This window comes from Natrinema salaciae, from assembly GCF_900110865.1.
Taxonomy (GTDB): domain Archaea; phylum Halobacteriota; class Halobacteria; order Halobacteriales; family Natrialbaceae; genus Natrinema; species Natrinema salaciae.
The window spans coordinates 21,179-37,190 of the sequence record NZ_FOFD01000009.1 but is presented as its reverse complement, the minus strand read 5'-3'; the positions used below and the strand labels follow the sequence as shown (position 1 = coordinate 37,190).

The 16,012-nt window shown below is 66.9% G+C and carries 19 protein-coding genes; 11 read left to right on the top strand and 8 right to left on the bottom strand.

From position 1 onward, the window contains the following. Window positions 1-152 precede the first annotated feature (152 nt). Entirely contained in the window at window positions 153-1,016 is an 864-nt protein-coding gene (locus tag BMX07_RS22570; RefSeq protein WP_090623303.1) for a helix-turn-helix transcriptional regulator, read from the bottom strand. A gap of 189 nt (window positions 1,017-1,205) precedes the next feature. Here BMX07_RS22570 and BMX07_RS22565 point away from each other — a divergent pair, with 189 nt between their 5' ends. Both BMX07_RS22565 and BMX07_RS22560 read left to right on the top strand, forming a co-directional pair. Next, window positions 1,206-2,435, top strand: coding sequence for an MFS transporter (locus BMX07_RS22565; RefSeq protein ID WP_245742199.1), 1,230 nt, complete (start codon window positions 1,206-1,208; stop codon window positions 2,433-2,435). A gap of 284 nt (window positions 2,436-2,719) precedes the next feature. Then, on the top strand, window positions 2,720-3,919 hold the full coding sequence (locus BMX07_RS22560; protein ID WP_090623021.1) for an MBL fold metallo-hydrolase: 1,200 nt from the start codon (window positions 2,720-2,722) through the stop codon (window positions 3,917-3,919). Window positions 3,920-3,992: 73 nt separating this feature from the next. Here BMX07_RS22560 and BMX07_RS22555 read toward each other — a convergent pair whose 3' ends face one another. Further along, on the bottom strand, window positions 3,993-4,541 hold the full coding sequence (locus BMX07_RS22555) for a DUF2243 domain-containing protein (RefSeq protein WP_090623017.1): 549 nt from the start codon (window positions 4,539-4,541) through the stop codon (window positions 3,993-3,995). A gap of 137 nt (window positions 4,542-4,678) precedes the next feature. Between BMX07_RS22555 and BMX07_RS22550 the strand changes: the two genes are divergently transcribed. From BMX07_RS22550 to BMX07_RS22530, 5 genes are all read left to right on the top strand, one after another. Continuing rightward, window positions 4,679-5,530 (top strand): hypothetical protein, encoded by an 852-nt coding sequence (locus BMX07_RS22550; RefSeq protein ID WP_090623012.1) that lies wholly within the window; start codon window positions 4,679-4,681, stop codon window positions 5,528-5,530. 317 nt (window positions 5,531-5,847) lie between these two features. Further along, window positions 5,848-8,424, top strand: coding sequence for a cation-translocating P-type ATPase (locus BMX07_RS22545; protein WP_090623300.1), 2,577 nt, complete (start codon window positions 5,848-5,850; stop codon window positions 8,422-8,424). A gap of 86 nt (window positions 8,425-8,510) precedes the next feature. Continuing rightward, a complete protein-coding gene (locus tag BMX07_RS22540) occupies window positions 8,511-8,825 on the top strand; it encodes an amphi-Trp domain-containing protein (protein ID WP_342708273.1) in 315 nt (104 codons plus the stop codon). 25 nt (window positions 8,826-8,850) lie between these two features. Further along, window positions 8,851-9,144 carry a DUF211 domain-containing protein gene (locus tag BMX07_RS22535; protein WP_090623296.1) on the top strand — a complete coding sequence of 98 codons (294 nt, stop codon included), beginning with the start codon at window positions 8,851-8,853 and terminating at the stop codon, window positions 9,142-9,144. Between the two features lie 13 nt (window positions 9,145-9,157). Further along, the gene (locus BMX07_RS22530) at window positions 9,158-9,727 is read left to right on the top strand and encodes a VIT1/CCC1 transporter family protein (protein ID WP_090623008.1); all 570 of its coding nucleotides are present in this window, start codon (window positions 9,158-9,160) and stop codon (window positions 9,725-9,727) included. A 69-nt stretch (window positions 9,728-9,796) separates the two neighbouring features. Here the strand turns inward: BMX07_RS22530 and BMX07_RS25360 are convergent, their stop codons facing one another. The 5 genes from BMX07_RS25360 to BMX07_RS22515 all read right to left on the bottom strand — a co-directional run bounded on the left by BMX07_RS25360 (window position 9,797) and on the right by BMX07_RS22515 (window position 13,084). Beyond that, window positions 9,797-10,153, bottom strand: a complete 357-nt coding sequence (locus BMX07_RS25360; protein ID WP_245742198.1) for a hypothetical protein — start codon at window positions 10,151-10,153, stop codon at window positions 9,797-9,799. A 258-nt stretch (window positions 10,154-10,411) separates the two neighbouring features. Further along, the gene (locus BMX07_RS25355; protein WP_245742197.1) at window positions 10,412-11,176 is read right to left on the bottom strand and encodes a hypothetical protein; all 765 of its coding nucleotides are present in this window, start codon (window positions 11,174-11,176) and stop codon (window positions 10,412-10,414) included. A 144-nt stretch (window positions 11,177-11,320) separates the two neighbouring features. Then, window positions 11,321-11,764 (bottom strand): pyridoxamine 5'-phosphate oxidase family protein, encoded by a 444-nt coding sequence (locus BMX07_RS22520; RefSeq protein WP_090623004.1) that lies wholly within the window; start codon window positions 11,762-11,764, stop codon window positions 11,321-11,323. A 277-nt stretch (window positions 11,765-12,041) separates the two neighbouring features. Next, window positions 12,042-12,176, bottom strand: coding sequence for a rubrerythrin-like domain-containing protein (locus BMX07_RS25735; protein WP_139210989.1), 135 nt, complete (start codon window positions 12,174-12,176; stop codon window positions 12,042-12,044). A gap of 173 nt (window positions 12,177-12,349) precedes the next feature. Continuing rightward, window positions 12,350-13,084, bottom strand: coding sequence for a helix-turn-helix domain-containing protein (locus BMX07_RS22515; RefSeq protein WP_090622999.1), 735 nt, complete (start codon window positions 13,082-13,084; stop codon window positions 12,350-12,352). Between the two features lie 93 nt (window positions 13,085-13,177). Here BMX07_RS22515 and BMX07_RS24795 point away from each other — a divergent pair, with 93 nt between their 5' ends. Further along, on the top strand, window positions 13,178-13,315 hold the full coding sequence (locus tag BMX07_RS24795; protein ID WP_175480249.1) for a hypothetical protein: 138 nt from the start codon (window positions 13,178-13,180) through the stop codon (window positions 13,313-13,315). Between the two features lie 17 nt (window positions 13,316-13,332). Here BMX07_RS24795 and BMX07_RS22510 read toward each other — a convergent pair whose 3' ends face one another. Beyond that, entirely contained in the window at window positions 13,333-14,238 is a 906-nt protein-coding gene (locus BMX07_RS22510; protein ID WP_090622995.1) for a CPBP family intramembrane glutamic endopeptidase, read from the bottom strand. A gap of 128 nt (window positions 14,239-14,366) precedes the next feature. On the opposite strand from BMX07_RS22510, the gene BMX07_RS22505 reads away from it, so the two are divergent. The 3 genes from BMX07_RS22505 to BMX07_RS22500 all read left to right on the top strand — a co-directional run bounded on the left by BMX07_RS22505 (window position 14,367) and on the right by BMX07_RS22500 (window position 15,925). Next, on the top strand, window positions 14,367-15,248 hold the full coding sequence (locus tag BMX07_RS22505; protein WP_090622992.1) for a CPBP family intramembrane glutamic endopeptidase: 882 nt from the start codon (window positions 14,367-14,369) through the stop codon (window positions 15,246-15,248). 166 nt (window positions 15,249-15,414) lie between these two features. Then, window positions 15,415-15,543: a hypothetical protein gene (locus BMX07_RS25535; RefSeq protein ID WP_281246993.1), complete on the top strand. Its 129-nt coding sequence runs from the start codon at window positions 15,415-15,417 to the stop codon at window positions 15,541-15,543. Next, window positions 15,536-15,925, top strand: a complete 390-nt coding sequence (locus BMX07_RS22500; protein WP_090622988.1) for a hypothetical protein — start codon at window positions 15,536-15,538, stop codon at window positions 15,923-15,925. The genes BMX07_RS25535 and BMX07_RS22500 overlap by 8 nt, the downstream gene beginning before the upstream one ends. The last annotated feature ends 87 nt before the right edge of the window (window positions 15,926-16,012 follow it).

Sequence of the window (16,012 nt, the reverse complement as noted above, 5' to 3'; positions counted from 1 at the left end):
CGACGAGAACGAACCGATCGACCGCCGGGTGAGCACGCGACGGCGGACTTCGCTTGGGATATCCGGGCACACGCCGGCGCGTTCGTCGAGACACACGGTCCGAGGCGCTCGAGACCGCGTTGCAGGGCGACGGACCGTCGCCAACGGTCGGCTCACGACTCGGTTCCGTTCCGGTTCCGGATCGGATCGGAGCGGTCCCGATACGTCGCGAAGACGCGTTCGGCCCAGCCGCGGGCGATCGCGGAGTCGGCGTCGACGAACACGCGCATCGTACCGGTCCGGTCGTCGTAGCCGGCGACGCCGACGCGGTCGTCGAAGATAGCGAGGCCGTACGGGAGCGCCTCGCGCGTCCGGAGCGTCAGGTGGCCCGCGTCGATCGCGTCGCGAAGCCGCTCGGGATGGCGCTCGAAGAGGGCGTCGACCACCTCGGGGAGGTAGATGAGTTCCGCCTCGATGCCGTCGAACGGCCGCTCCGCCGACTCCGCGAGCCCCGGCGGGAGCATGTGGGTCGTGTTGAACCCGCGAAACGTCTCGCTCTCGCGTAGCAGCCGGCCGAACCGGGTCACCGGCGCGTACGGGTCTTCGGGCGACGCGGTCGTCACCGTTCCGTCCGCGAACGGTGCGACGACGAACTCCCGGTGGGCTTCGCAGATCGACTCGAGCAACGGGGCGAGCGCCGTCGCGGCCCGCAGGTCCCGCTCGAGGGTACTGACCGCGTCGGCGTAGGCCTGGCCCGCTCCGGTCAGTGCAAACCGGTTGTCGACCCGCTCCGCGAGGTCGCGCTCGTCGAGCCACCGGGTGAACCGGTGGCTCGTGGCCCGGGAGACGCCCAGTCGCGCCTCGAGATCGGTTCGATCGAGCGGCTCGGCCGCCAGGGCCTCGAGGAGGTCGCGGTGGCGGACGATGTCGAGGAGGTCGTCGGTCGCCATCCGGTCGTCGAGTTCGTGTGCCGATACCGAACTGGAGTCCAACTCGCGGGTCGTCTCCAGAATTTCGTCGAGGACTGTGTTTGCCATAGCGATCGCGTCGTTGCCGACGAGGAGGGAACCTACGCGTCTCGCGGTCATAGCTCTGTCTCAGGTGCTGAGACGCGTCGAACCCGACGACACCGGTGTTCGATGGCGGTTTTTCGATCGATAAGTGACTACACGAGGTCCGAGCGCATCTGTACGACTATGGCCCACGACATCGAGTCCGGTGGACGAATGGAATCGGCTGCCCAACCGAGCGAGGCCGTCCCGTGGCGGTCCCGGACGGTCCAGCTCGTGTTGACGAGCACGGCGCTCGCACCGCTTGGCGTCCCGCTCATCAGCCCCGCACTGCCGGTCGTTCGGGACGCGTTCGGGATCACCGACGCGCAAGCGAGTCTGCTGGTGAGCACCTACTTCCTCGTGGGGATCGTTCTCTCACCCTTCATCGGCGTCCTCGCCGACCGCATCGGTCGCAAGCGAGTCCTCGTCGGGGGGTTGCTGGCGTTCGGTCTCCTCGGCGGCGCGATGGCGATCGCGCCGACGTTCGAAGTCCTGCTCGCGCTCCGGATCGCGCAGGGGACCGCTGCGGCGGCGATCTTCATCACGACCGTCACGATCGTCGGCGACGCGTTCGACGGCGTACAGCGGAACGCGGTGCTGGGCGCGAACGTCGCGGTCCTCTCGGCGACCGCCGCGCTGTTCCCCGTCGTCGGGGGACTTCTGGTCGGGATCTCGTGGAACGCGCCGTTTCTCGCGTACCTGGTGGCGATCCCGATCGCCGCGTTCACGCAGGTCGCGCTCGACGAACCGCACCGCACCGGTGACGTGGACGGGGGGTCGTACCTCGTCGACGCCGCCCGAACGGTCCTGACCCCGGCGATCGCGGCGCTGTTCGCCGTCGCGTTCCTCACCGAGTTCCTGCTGTTCGGCGTGATCTTCACCGCGATGCCGTTCGTCCTCGCGACGGCGTTCACGCCGGTCCTGATCGGGGTCGTGATCCTGATCTCCGAGACGGCGTCGATGCTGGTCGCGCTCTCGAGCGGCCGGCTGGCGCGCTACCTCTCGAACGAGTGGTTGATCGCGGCCGGATTCGGGTGTTACGCCGCCGGGTTCGCTGCTGCGTGGGCCGCGACCGGGCTACTCGGGACGATCGGGTCGGTCGCGGTCGTCGGCGTCGGGGTCGGCCTCCTGATGCCGGTCGTCGACGCCGCCGTGAGCGATCGGGTCGCCACCGACCACCTGGCCGGCGCGATGAGTCTGCGCAACAGCACCACGTTCCTCGGACGGACCGCCGGTCCGATCGCGTTCGCCGGCCTCGCGATCTCCGCCGGCGTCGGCTACGAGCCGCTCCTGCTCGCCGCGAGTCTCGTCGCGGTGGCCGCGACCGTCGTCACCGTCGTCGCGGGACCCGTTCGACTCGCTCGAGCGGACGCCCGCCGATCGTCGGCGTACCGATTGAGCTAGTGGAGCGACTGCGCTTCGCCGGCCGGGCCCCCTCGAGCGGTCACGGCCTCGACCCCGTCCAGTGACGGCTGTCTCTACGGTACTCGCGCTCGGTCTCGTCGGTGTCCGTTCGAGAACGGTCGGCCGGGACCGAGCGAGCAGTGGCCGTCCCGCGACACGGTGCTCGGCTCGAGCGGGATCGTCGGTCCAGCGGAGACGATACCGTTTCCGCCGGGCGAGGATGCCTATGCAAGGATGAGACCTAACCGCGAATCCGCACCACATAGTCTTGTAAGGAGATCCCAATGGTGAACCAGATATCCCCCGACCGGCTCGCCGACATGCTCGACGCCGACGAATCGTTTACGCTCGTCGATACGCGTCCCGAAGACAGCTACGAGGGGTGGCGGATTCACGGCGCGGAGAACGTTCCGTTCGGTCCGGACGACGAATTCACCGACGAGGAACGCGAACAGCTCGAGGCGGCCAGAGACGGCGGTTCGATCGTCGCGATCTGTGGAAAGGGACTCACGTCGACGCCGTTCAGCTTCGAACTCGAGCAACACGACTACGACGACGTCTCCGTCGTGAAAGGCGGTATGGAGGACTGGAGCAAGGTGTACGAGGTCGTTCCCGTCGAGACCGAGACCGACGATCTCGTCGTCCTGCAACTGCAGCGCCGGGCGAAGGGCTGTCTCGGTTACGTCGTCGGATCGACGGACGCGGCGTCCGCCGTCGTCGTCGACCCGACGCGCCAGACGGATCAGTTCAAGATCGTCGCGGAGGAGGCCGGACTCACGATCGATCGCGTTCTCGACACGCACGTCCACGCCGACCACATTTCGGGCGGCCGGAAGCTGGCGGACGAGCTCGAGGTCCCCTACCATCTCGGCGACCGAGCGACCGAGCGGGACGTCGAGTACGACTACGAGCCGCTCACCGACGGCGAGACGATCGAACTCGGCGAGATCGAACTCGAAGCGCTGCACACGCCGGGACACACGACCGAGATGGTCAACTACCTCGTCGACGGCGAGGCGCTGCTGACCGGTGACACGCTGTTCGTCGAATCCGTCGGCCGGACGGAACTCCAGTTCGGGGAGAGCGAGGCGCGTAGCGCCTCGGAACATGCGAGCGGTGACGGCGCGAGCGACGAAGACGCGGCACACGGCGCCGAACTGCTCTACGACTCGCTTCACGAAACCATCCTCGAGCTGCCCGACGAGACACGGATTCTCCCGGGACACGTGTCGGTCACGGCGGACAACCGGTACGAGGTCGGCTCGCCGGGAGACCTGATCGGCGCTCGACTGGGCGAACTGCGGGACGAACTCGACCTGCTCGGACTGGACGAAGACGAGTTCGTGACCCGGTTGGCCGAGAACGCGCCCGAGAAACCGCCGAACTACGAGCGGGTGATCGAAATCAACACGGGCGCGGCGTCGCCCGAGGACGAATCCGAGGCGACGACGCTCGAACTCGGGCCGAACAACTGCGCGGCGTGACGCCGTACGGAGACGCGGACAGCAGGGTCTGACGGATCGGGCCGTCCACCGTTGCTGCGCTGTCGTCTCACCGCTACGACGTCTGTTCCTGTCCGGCCTGCTCTCGCTGCGGCGTCGGTGTAACGGCTGCATCCCCTCGAACGATGGCGTATCCGCCGCCGATGAACAACAGTCCCCAGAGCAGAAACGCCGCGTCCCACAGGAGAACGGGGCCGGGACCCGCCGGCCAGACGTGATGGATGCCCAGAAGCTGATGGTCGACGATCCCTTCGACGACGTTGAAGATCCCCCATCCGAGGATCACCGAACCGAACAGCGTGCGTCTCGAGGCGGGGACGAACGACAGTCGCCACGCTCGCAGGAGGAGACTCACGCCCAAGATCGTGAATACGTACGCCATCGTATGGAACAACCCATCAGCGACCACGTTCAGCCGGAAGTCGTTTGCAACGCTCGGGTCCGGGTACGACGACACCATATTGTGCCACTGCAGTAGCTGGTGTAACACGATTCCGTCGAAGAACCCGCCCAGCCCGACTCCGAGAACGGTACCCGCGACGACGAGCGGCCGCCCGATCTTCTGGATTCCCAACCACGTCTCCGTCTCGTCCGGTTTGCGCATGGGTCGTTCGACCCGACCGATCGGAAAGTAACTTGACCGCTCTCTTGCCGGGTGTGAAGGGATTGAGCCGAATGTCGTCCGACCCCTCGGTCGTGCTGCGGTAGATACAGGAGGGTGTCTGTGCAAGTCAGAGCCCCATGACCACCTCTCACGCGTCGGTTCCGCGTCCGTACGTCCTCGCATCGGTAGCGACGTCGCTCCTGACCGCGGTCGCGACCATCGTCGGCCTGTTCACCGCCGATTTCTACCGCGACGCACCGGTGCTCCTCCCGCAGGTGTACGGACAGGATCTGTTGACGCTCGTCGTCGCCCTTCCGGCCCTCGTCCTGTCGCTGTATTTCGCCGTCCAGGGGTCGCTTCGCGGATACGTCGTCTGGCTGGGCGTGACCGGATACCTGCTCTACACCTACGCCTCTTACTCGTTCATGACGGCGTTCAACGAACTCTATCTGGTGTATACGACGCTGCTCTGGCTGACCCTCTACACGTTCGTCGGCGGACTGATCCGGCTGGATGCGGCCGGGTTGAAGCGCTCGGTCGGAGAGACGTCCGTTCGGCCGTACGTCGGCTTTCACCTGCTATTGGGCGTCTTGATAGCGCTGCTGTGGTTGTCGGAAATACTCCCGGCGATTCGTTCCGGAACGACTCCGGCGAGTATCGCCGACGCGGGCCTTCCCACGTCCGTCATTTATTCGTTCGATCTCGGTATCGTCGTTCCCGCGTTCGTTCTCACCGCGTACTGGTTGTTGAACGGTCGGCCCTACGGATACGCGTTCACCGCCGTCCTCCTCGTGAAGATCGCCACGCTCGGCGGGGCAGTCCTGGCGATGGCGGTCTTCATGGTTCGTGACGGACAGGCCGTCCCCGTCCCCCAGATCGTCATTTTCGGAACGTTGACTATCGGCAGCGTCGTTCTGATGGTTCGTTTTCTCCGCTCGATCCCGCCCAACTCGCGGTCCCTCTCGAGCGCACCGACGGCTGGCGACTGAGGGCACCCCGGCGGACGGACTATGCGCATTCGCCTCGAACTGGTGGGCCAGTTCTCGAGAGTCGGAGAGACCGGTTCACTGTCCCCGGCACCGACTCACGGTACAGCGCGCTTTCCACCGCAGTCTCCGCTGCTTCGACCGCTTCGCGGAACGTACGAGCGGTCCCGACCGCCCGATACGCGGGCCGGTGGCGTCCTGCATGCGAGACTGCCCGCTGGTGTGGCCGCCCCGCGTCGATCGGATACGTATCCGCCCGTCACATTGCCGGGATCGAACTGACACATACACCTATGGCGTTTCGGCTGGAAAACCGAGCAGTGTCCGGTAGCTCACACGAAGAGCCGGCCGAACGCGTCGTAGCGGCAGTCGAGTCGCGACGCGACGGACTGACGGACGACGAGGTCCGACGACGACGCGAAGAACACGGCGAGAACGACATCGTTCGAGCGGGCGGGCGATCGCCGATCGACATTTTCGTCGCGCAGTTCGACAGCGCCCTGATCTGGGTTCTGTTGGCCGCGGCCGGCCTCTCGATCTGGGCGGGGCACGTCGTCGACGCAGTCCTGATCGCGATCATCGTGGTCGCCAACGGCGTCTTCGGATTCGTCCAGGACTACCGGGCCGAGCGGAGCCTCGAGTCGCTGCGCGAACTGGCCGCCCCGACGGCGACGGTTCGACGGAGCGGCGAGGTTCGTGCGGTCGACGCCACGGCACTCGTTCCCGGCGACGTCCTCCTGTTGCGCGGCGGCGACGTCGTCCCCGCGGACGGCCGACTGCTCGAGGCGACCGACCTCGAGGTCGACGAGGCGGCGCTGACCGGCGAGAGCGTTCCGGTCGCGAAGTCCGCAGCGCCGGTCGGGCCGGAGACGCCCCTCGCGGAGCGAACGAGTATGGTGTACAACGGGACCAGCGTCACGCGCGGGAAGGGTGTCGCGGTCGTCACCGGAACGGGGATGGAGACCGAGGTCGGCGCGATCGCTCGGGAACTCGCCATGACCGAGGAGACGCGGACGCCCCTGCAGGACGAACTCGACGAACTGGGTCGCACGCTCGGACTCGGCGTGCTCGCCCTCTCGGCGCTGGTCGCACCGCTGTTGCTCCTGCGCGGAACGACCGCGGTTCAGGCCGCACTGACCGCGGTGTCGCTGGCCGTCGCGGCGATTCCCGAGGGGTTACCGGCCGTCGTCACGCTCACGCTCGCGCTCGGCGTGCGCTCGATGTCCGACGAGAACGCGCTCGTCAGGCGGCTCCCGGCGGTCGAGGCGCTGGGTGCCGTCGACGTCGTCTGCACCGACAAGACGGGGACGCTCACGAAAGGCCAGATGACCGTCAGCACGCTCTGGGTGAACGACGCCGTGATCGAACTCGACTCGAGCGAGCCCGACCCGGACGTCGGCTCCAACCGCGAGGAACTGCTCCTGCGGATCGGCGCGCTCTGTAACGATGCGACGCTCGCGGACGACGACGGTGATCCCACAGAACTGGCGTTGGTCGACGCGGCCGATCGCCGCGGCCTCGACGTCGACCGGCTCCGGGACGCGAACCCACGGACCGACGAGGTGGCGTTCTCCTCCGAACGCAAGTGGATGGGGACCGTCCACGACGGCGTCGGCTACGTCAAGGGCGCACCGGAGGTCGTCGTGGAGAACTGTGATCGGATTCTGACCGCCGACGGGCCGAAGCCCCTGACCGACGATCGGCGTGACCGAATCGAGACGACGGTTCGGGAGTTCGGCGACGACGCGCTCCGCGTGCTGGCGATGGCCTATCGCGACGATCCGTCCGACGCTGGCGACCTCGCTGGCGACCTCACGTTCGTCGGCCTGACCGGAATGCTCGATCCGCCCCGCGAGGAGGTCGCCGACGCGATCGCGGTGACGCGGCGCGCGGGGATCGCGGTGAAGATGGTCACCGGCGACAACGTCCGAACCGCGCGGGCGATCGCGGAGTCGCTGGGGATCGGAACCGAGGTGCTCGAGGGGCGGTCGATCGAACGGATGGACGACGAGACGCTCCGCGAGCGCGTCGCGTCCGTCGATGTCTTCGCGCGGACGTCGCCCGAACACAAGGTCCGTATTCTGCAGGCGTTGCAGGCGCGGGGGAACGACGTCGCGATGACCGGCGACGGCGTCAACGACGCGCCGGCGCTGAAGAACGCCGACGTCGGCGTCGCGATGGGGGTTCGCGGGACGGACGTCGCCAGGCAGGCCTCGGACATCGTCCTGCTGGACGACAACTACGCGACGATGGAACGAGCCGTCGAACGCGGCCGGGCGATCTTCGACAACATCTGGAAGTTCGTCGCGTACCTCCTCAGCGCGAACGTCGCAGAGGTGGCGATCGTCTTCGTCGCTTCACTGTACGGCTATCTCATCCTGCCGGCCGTGCAACTGCTGTGGATCAATCTCCTGACCGACGGGCTACCGGCGCTGGCGCTGGGCGCCGATCCCGAAAGCGGCGACGTGATGGATCGACCGCCGCGCGATCCCGATCGGGGGATCATCAGCCGTCCCATGCTCGGACTGATCGGCGGGACCGGGACCGTCACGACGGTCGTCACGCTCGCGCTCATGTTCTACACGCTCGAGGGGGCGACCGCGGTGACGGCGTACGCGATGACCGTGGTCTTTACCGCGTTCGTCTTCCTCGAGTTCGCGAAGCTCTACGTCATCCGCTGGCTTCGCGAGACGCCGACGCTGTCGAATCCGTGGCTCGCGGCCGCCGTCGCGACCTCGATCGCGCTCCAGCTCGCGGTGCTGTACACGCCGCTCAACCGATATTTCGGGACCGTTCCGCTCGGGCCGGCGGACTGGGCGCTCGTCGGCGTCGTGCTCGTGGTGTGTCTGCCCGCCTACGTCGCGGTCGCTGCACTCGTCAGGCGACTCGAGTGGTGACCGTTCGATCGCCGCGGAAGACGCGGACGGTGGTGCGACTCGACTCGTCCCCGCTCCTATAAGGCGCTCTTCGCCGTCGCAGTAGTCTGGGAGAACTCGAGACCGAAGACCAGCGATCGCGGTCCGAAATCGCCAGCTTCCTCCGGGACCTCGCCGACCAGCTCGACGGCGGCGACGTGACGCTCGAACTCGGCGGGAGCGACGTCCTGTTGAACCCGTCCGATCCCGTCACCTTCGAGCTGGAAGGCGAGTCGAACTGGTCGGCGGGGATACCGAGGCGAAACGGAGCATCGGATTCGAGCTCGTCTGGTGGCGCGAGGCTCGAACTGCCGAGGAGGTGCGGCCGAACGTCCGCGAATAGGGTGAGTGTCGCGGATGCAGGGTATCGTCCCCGACACTAAAGTCCTCGAGCGAGAGCATACGGTTATGTCACAATCGATACGACGACTCGTCCTCGACGTGATGAAGCCACAGGAGCCGGACATCCTCGAGTTCGCGGACACCGCCGCCGATTGCTCGGGCGTCGAGGCCGTCAACGTCATGCTGATCGAGACGGATCGGAAGGTGCAGAACCTCAAATTCACGGTCGAGGGGGACGGGATCGACGCGACCGCCCTCGAGGAGGCGCTCGTCGACCTCGGGGGGACGGTGCACTCGATCGATCAGGTCGTCTGCGGCGACCGCGTCGTCGAACAGAGCGGCACGCCGCAGGACCGCTGACCGGAGGCGACGCGTGAGCTCTATCCGCGACCTCCTCGAGGACGACGACGTCAGGTCGATCTCGCGGCGGTACTTCATCTCCAACGGGTTCGACGGGACGCTGACGAGCATCGGCGTCGTCGTCGGCGCCTATCTGTCGGGCGTCTCGGACGGTCTCACGGTAATCACGATCGGCCTCGGCGCGGCCGTCGGGTTAGGGACGTCCGGCGTCTGGAGCGTCTGGGAGATCGAACGCGCCGAGAAACAGGCCGAACTGCTGGCGCTCGAGCAGGCGATGCTGACCGACCTCGACGAGACGGCGGTCCAGCAGCGGCGGGCGGGCGCTCGCAAGATCAACGCGATCGCGAGCGGGATCGGACCGCTCATCGGGATCGTCCTACCGCTGGTGCCGTTTCTCGCCGAGGGCGACGCCGTCTCCATGCTCGGTGCGACGCTGATCGCCATCGCAGTCGGCGTCGCCGTCCTGTTCATGTTCGGTGCATATCTTGGCTCGATTTCGAAACAGAACTGGATCGTCGCCGGCGTCAGAATGGGGCTCGCAGGGATCGTCGTCGCGATTCTGAACCTGTTCCTGCCCGGGTGACGACGGGTGGCTCTCGGTTCGGGTCGCGCCACGAACCGGGCCGGCGGAACGCGCGTTCGGCCCGCCACGTCACACCGTCGTGGTGGGTTCCGTTCGGTCTGCTCGTTCCGCGCGGCGTTTGATCCCCCGGAGCATCTTCCGCTCCATGACGAAATGCGCGGGTTCCCAGAAGAGGTAGTCGAGCGCCTCGCCGAGTATCGGGTGGGCAGCCCGCGGTCCGATCGACGACCGACTCGGGACCGACCGCGTGCGAGCGAGCAGCCGCGTCGTCCCCTCGTCGACCCGCTCGAGGACGAACGCCCACGTCCACGCCGGCGAATCGCCGGGCGGCCCGAAGACGAGCGCTCGGCCGGGGTCCAGACGGACGACTTCCGGCGCCGATTCGGGCGCGGCGACGGGATCGTCCTCGGGTACCAATCTGACCACGTCGCCCTCCGCGAGGTCCTGGTACGCCGGAACGATCCGGTCGACGTTCCGGATGTCGGCACCGACGGCCCGCTCGAGCCAGTCGTAGCTGTAGAAGCCGCCGCGACCCTGTCCGAGTTGGACGAGCCACGGCCAGACCGACTCGGCGGGGGCGTCGATCTCGATCGCGTGGGTGACCTGGTCCGTCGCGTCCGGGAGGAGGTCGTCGCTCGGGAGCGGCCCTCGCGCTTCCGCCTCGGTCGTGCCCCAGCGACGGTGTCAGGGCCGTATCGCGACGTGGTACGCGGCCGCGGCGAGGAGCGCGACCGCCGCGACGACGCCTCGCCCTCGGGCGGGTCCGTTCGAGCGGCCACGAGGTCCGTCTTCGGTGCCGGAGGCCGTCTCCGCTTTCGTCTCCGGCGGGCGGCGACTCGCGCTCGCTTCCGCGTCGGCTGCGATGCACTCGAGCGCGCGTGACATCAGGTAGCCCGCGAACGGACCGATGACGCGCCAGTACCGTCGGAAGTTCCGGCGGGCCCGGTCGTCGGTCGTCGCGGTGCGCGCCTCGTAGGACAGCAGCGTCCGCCCCTCGCCGTACGGCCGGACGGAGAGTCCGATCGCGAGTTTGGCGTACCCGGGCTCGTCGAACGCCGAGAACTCGTCGGCTCCCACTCGTCGCCACTCGATCGCCGGTCGCCAGAATGTTCCGACCGCACCGAAGACGAACTCCTCGCCCCGTGCCTCGTCGAGCAGCGTCCACTCGTCGGTCTCCGGGACGTCGGCGAACCGCAGCCGCTCGGGCGGCGACGCACCGGGTGGTCCTCGAGTTCGGCGTGCAATCGCCATCGGCGCGTTTCGAAGCGCTCCGAGAGCGCGGACGATCGGTCCGGTGTCCAGCAGGTCGGCGTCGAGCATCGCCTCGTACGTCGTTTCTGGATCGGCGTCGACGACCGCGTGCCGGATCGCCGTGACGTCGTAGTCGGGCACGTAGCGGTCGATCAGCATCGACGAGTCGGTCCCGCTCGAGAAGGTTGGTCGTGTCATCTGTCTCGTCTCTCCGACCCACTGCGACGGCAGTACACGTACGTTGATGGCCTCGATTCGCCGTCCGCCGCGAACCACGCGTGAACGCAAGCGCACAGCCGAACGGCAGCCCCTGGAGGGGACGGTGCCGTCAAACCGATCACGTCAGTCGGCGGTCCGCCGGCCGGTGATCGACTCTGCCTCCAGTTCGTAGATCTCGAGGTCGACCGCTGCGACGTCCTCGTCGAAGATTCGAAGATCGAGGAACGACTCGTTGACCGCCGTGTCGTCGAACTGCGCCCGCTCCCGTCCGGTCAGTTTCCGGAGCGGCCCGGTGGCGACGATGCTCCAGGAGTCGCCGGACGCGCTGACGTCGTACATCGTAAGGCACGCGGTTTCCGTGTGCTCGAGGTACGAGCGCTTTTCGCTCGAGCCGTCGGTCGACAGTCGAACGTAGAGCGAGCCCGAGTCGTAGTGGTGGGCGACGGGAATCGCGTACGCGTCATCGTCGGCCGCGAGCGCGAGTACCCCGGTATCGACGCGCTCGAGGTGCTCTCGCACCTCTTCGTCGGACATTCCGATCGTGTAGACATACTCGACGTGATCCATACGTGACGAACGTCCGCGAACAGCATGAAGAGTGGGGCCGACGACCGGCGCGTCGAACCGGTCGTCTCGTCCGCCGGTGTCTCGCGCCGAAGACGGTGATAGGGTTGCCCGTCGTTTCCTCCTCGCGGGACCCCGGGGTATGGGTTTCAGACTGGCCGGCGGCGTACCGGTATGGTTCGCAGCCGATTCCCCACGTCGGTCGCCGAACCCGCGGACCTCTCGCTCGGTCCGCTCGAGCGACTGCGGTCCGCGTGGGAGTACCTCCCGCCGAGTCGCATCACTCTCGAGAATTGCCGAGATTCTGCATCTCGCCGCCGCAGTTCGGACAGCCCATCGAACGGGGGGCCTTCGCCCGCGCCCCACATACCATACATTCGTACAATGTAACAGACGTATTGATCCGATTCTTCATACTTATCTCGGTCTACGGTACGCACCCAACACTAAATGAACGTTTCGGTGGCTGTCTCGCCAGATCGTACTGACTGCCTGCTCGAATGCGATCGTCGCATCCGTTCACCGATCGCATGGGACGTCGTCGACAGCGACGCGGGCCGACAGAAACGTGGGCGGACGCTCGAGCGGTCAGTCTGCGTGCTGTTCGGACGGCTCCGCCCGACCCGTACCCAGCGGATCCGCCCCACTTCCCGACGTCACCAGCCGCAGGTACGTGCCGGCGTTCGCCATGAGCTTGTTCTCCGCCTTCCGGAGGTGTTCCTCGTAGGTCGAGCGGGCGACGGACGTCTGCGACGCCAGTTCTCGGAGTGACGTCCCTCGTGGCTGTTCGTAGTAGCCGTGCTCCAGCGCCAGCTGTAACGCCGCCAGCTGCCGGTCGGTGAGATCCTCGAACAACTGATCGACCGGTGCCAGCATGCTGTGCGGGATCGCTTGCTCCGCGATGGCAGTCTTGGAGAGCAGTTCGATATCTCGATCCGCCTCCAGCTCCCGAAGCAGGGCCCGGACGTCGGATTCGTCGAACGCGATCACCGTGTAGTGTTCCCACCCCTGCCGGTGGATCGTCGGCGGCTGGTAGAGGCAATCGTGTTCTTCGAACCGCTCCAGAATCGACCCCTCGAGCGAGCAGAGACAGGACTGGGTGACGACGTGGAGACCCGAGTCGTCGACCGACTCGTGGAGGACCGTTCCGATCTCCTCGATCTCCTCGAGCAACTCGTCGGTCGGCGCCCCTGCAGAGCTGATCTCGAGGACCTGACAGTCGCTCAGGTACCACTCGCGAATCGTGAGGTCCGGATACCGCTCCGAGATCTCCCGGTAGGGACACTCGTGTTTTAACCGAAACGAGGCCTCGTACAGACTCATACGCGACCGTTCGATCTCGAATTTATTAACAGTGCCGGTCATGTCCTGCATCACATCCACTCCGGTGACGTCAGTGCGAACCGTCAACGACGAGTGAACGATCGGACCATCGAGCTCGATCGACAGTGGCCGAGCGACGAGGGACTGCCCGTTTCGACCCTCGAGAAGGGCCACGTGACCGGCTCGCTCGCGACGGCGGCGCTGCGCGAACACGTCGCGAGCGCGTTCTGATCCCGTTTTCGACGAGCTCAGTACGGCGGACGCGGGCGCTCCGCTCCGCGACGGAGATCGCTCGCCCCCCACCAGAGCAGGACGACGAGGACGAGTCCCGTCGTAACGATCGTCTGATACCGGTCCGCCGCCGGCGAGAGCTCGAGGAGCTGCCCGGTCGCGTTCCCGACGAAGTGAAACAGGATCACCGCGAGGACGCTGCGGTTCGCGTTGTTGTACAGCCAGGTATAGAGGACGGAGCCGACGAGGATGTTGAAGGCGAACCAGACGGGCTCCGGAGCGAAGTCCCAGCTGCTGAAGTACCCGACCATCAGGAACAGCGGCGCGTGCCAGACCGCCCACGCGACGCCGAGGACGAGGCTGGCGGTCAGCGCGCTCCAGTGCAGTTGCAGCCGATCGAGCCAGTACCCTCGCCAGCCGATCTCCTCGTGGAACGGTCCGAGGAAGAAGATCATCGCCAGCGTTGCCACGAGCGCGAGCGGGTCGCCGAGCAGAGCCTGCAGGGGAGCCGCGCTCAACGGCTGTGCTGCCCCGTCGACGACGGTCGCGACGCCGGCACCGACCAGTGCGAGCGCCGGAAAGAGCGCGAGCACCACCAGTGACCACCGCAACGGGAGCCGTCGCACGTCGACGAGGCGTCGCCACAGGTCGTCCAGCCCCGTCCGGCCGCCGACCAGCCAGGCCATAGCGACGCCGCCGATCGTGACGCCGAGACCGCCGACGATCAGAAAGACGATCCCCGGAAACCGGAAGGCGTGCCACTCGGCGAGAATCGGAACGCTCCACCAGCACCACGTCCAGCCGTGTGAAAACAGCAGAAACCCCCAGACATCGAAGTTGCGTCGGTTCTCGAGGGCGGCCCACACGGACGTCTCGCTGCCGGGTTCGGTCGCCGACGGTCGGGAAGTTTCTCGATCGCCCATGCGAGTACGTAGATCGTCGTCGCATATCGAGATACCGACTCGTCTGACGGACGCGGAAACCCGCCGATTGCGTCCACGCGACGGGAATCATCGACGAGGCTATCGCCGATCGCGATCACTGTCCGTCCATGAACCGGCGCACCGTCCGGGACCGCGTTGGTCGTCACCCGGTCGTCTCGTTCTTCGTTCTCGCCTACGCCATCTCGTGGCTCGGCTTTCTTCCCTCGATACTCGGCGTCGACGACGCGTTCGGCGGGCTGAATCTGTTGGTCGCCCAGTTCGGGCCCGCGATCGCCGGCGGCCTCGTCCTGTGGTACACCGGCGGGTCGATCCGGGAGTGGGCCGGTCGCATCGCCCGCTGGCGCGTCCCGCTGCGCTGGTGGGCCGCGACGATCGCGATCCCGATCGTCATCTTCGGGGCCGCGGACGCCGGATTCGCGCTGCTGGGGTACGTTCCGGATCTCTCGCGGTTGCCCGATCCGCTGCTGACGTACCTCCCGACGCTCGTCGGCCTCACGCTGCTCGCCGGCCTGGGCGAAGAACCGGGGTGGCGCGGCTTCGCGCTCCCCCGTCTCCAGGAGCGGTACGGCCCGCTGGGTGCGACGCTCCTGCTCGGAACCGTCTGGGCGGTCTGGCACCTGCCGGTGTTTTTCGTCGATCCGCGGTCGTCTCATGGGATCGCCGACCCGATCGTCCTGGGTGGGATGGTGCTGCTCACGGCCCTGGGAATCGTTCTCTACTCGTTTTTCTACACCTGGCTCTACAACCACACCGGGAGCGTCCTCCTGCTGATGGTGCTCCACGGCGGGTTCAACACCGGAACGGTCCACCTAGTGCCGTTCGCGGACGAACTCGTCTTCGGTCCGACGTACACGACGCTCCTGACGGTACAGGTAGCCGCCCTGTTCGTCGGCGTCCTCGCGCTCGTGGCGCTCACCCGCGGCCGACTGGGGGACGACGTCGAGGACGAACGACGACGCCGGGGCCAGGAGCCCTCGCCGACCGCGTGAATCGACCGCGACCGGATCGAGATTCGCCTCGAGTTCTCTCGACCGCCCCTCGGACGGTTCGAAAGCCGCGTCGCGGCCGGAGGTCGTTCGCCCGAACTCGAGGATCTGGGTCTCGAGCGGCGAGAATTACGACGACGGTTATGCCGATGTCACATCTACAGTGACTATGCATATCGATCGCGATGTCCGCTCGGGAATCGACCCGACTCTCTCGCTTGCGCTGTGGGTCTGGCTGTACGTGCCGGGGGCGATTGCACACGGCCCACTGCGAACGGGGGAGAACGACCGTGGTTAGAGTTTTCGGCGGCGTCTTCCTGATCCTCCACGGAGTCGTCCACGTGTGGTACGTCGTGTTGAGTCAGGGGTGGGTCGAGGTCGAGGATCAGATGGGGTGGAACGGCCACTCCTGGCTCCTCTCGTCGCTTCTCTCGGAGGGGACGATCCTCTCGCTGGCCAGCGTCGCGTACGTCGCGGTGACGGTGGGGTTCGTTCTCGGCGGCCTCGGGTACGCGTTCGATCGATCGTGGTGGCCGCCGGTCGTCGTGGGATCGGCGATTCTCTCGACGCTCGTCCTCCTCGCGATGTGGGACGGCGGATTCGATCTCCTGGTGGAGAAGGGGGCGGCGGGCGTGCTCATCAACCTCGCTCTCGTCCTCCTCGTGTATGGAGCCGAGTAGCCGCCCGGAATAGCGTCCCTTTCGGCGGTTCGTCCGGGAGTCGATCGGCCGCGGTCGCGGGTCCGGGAACGGTGACCTGATCCGATA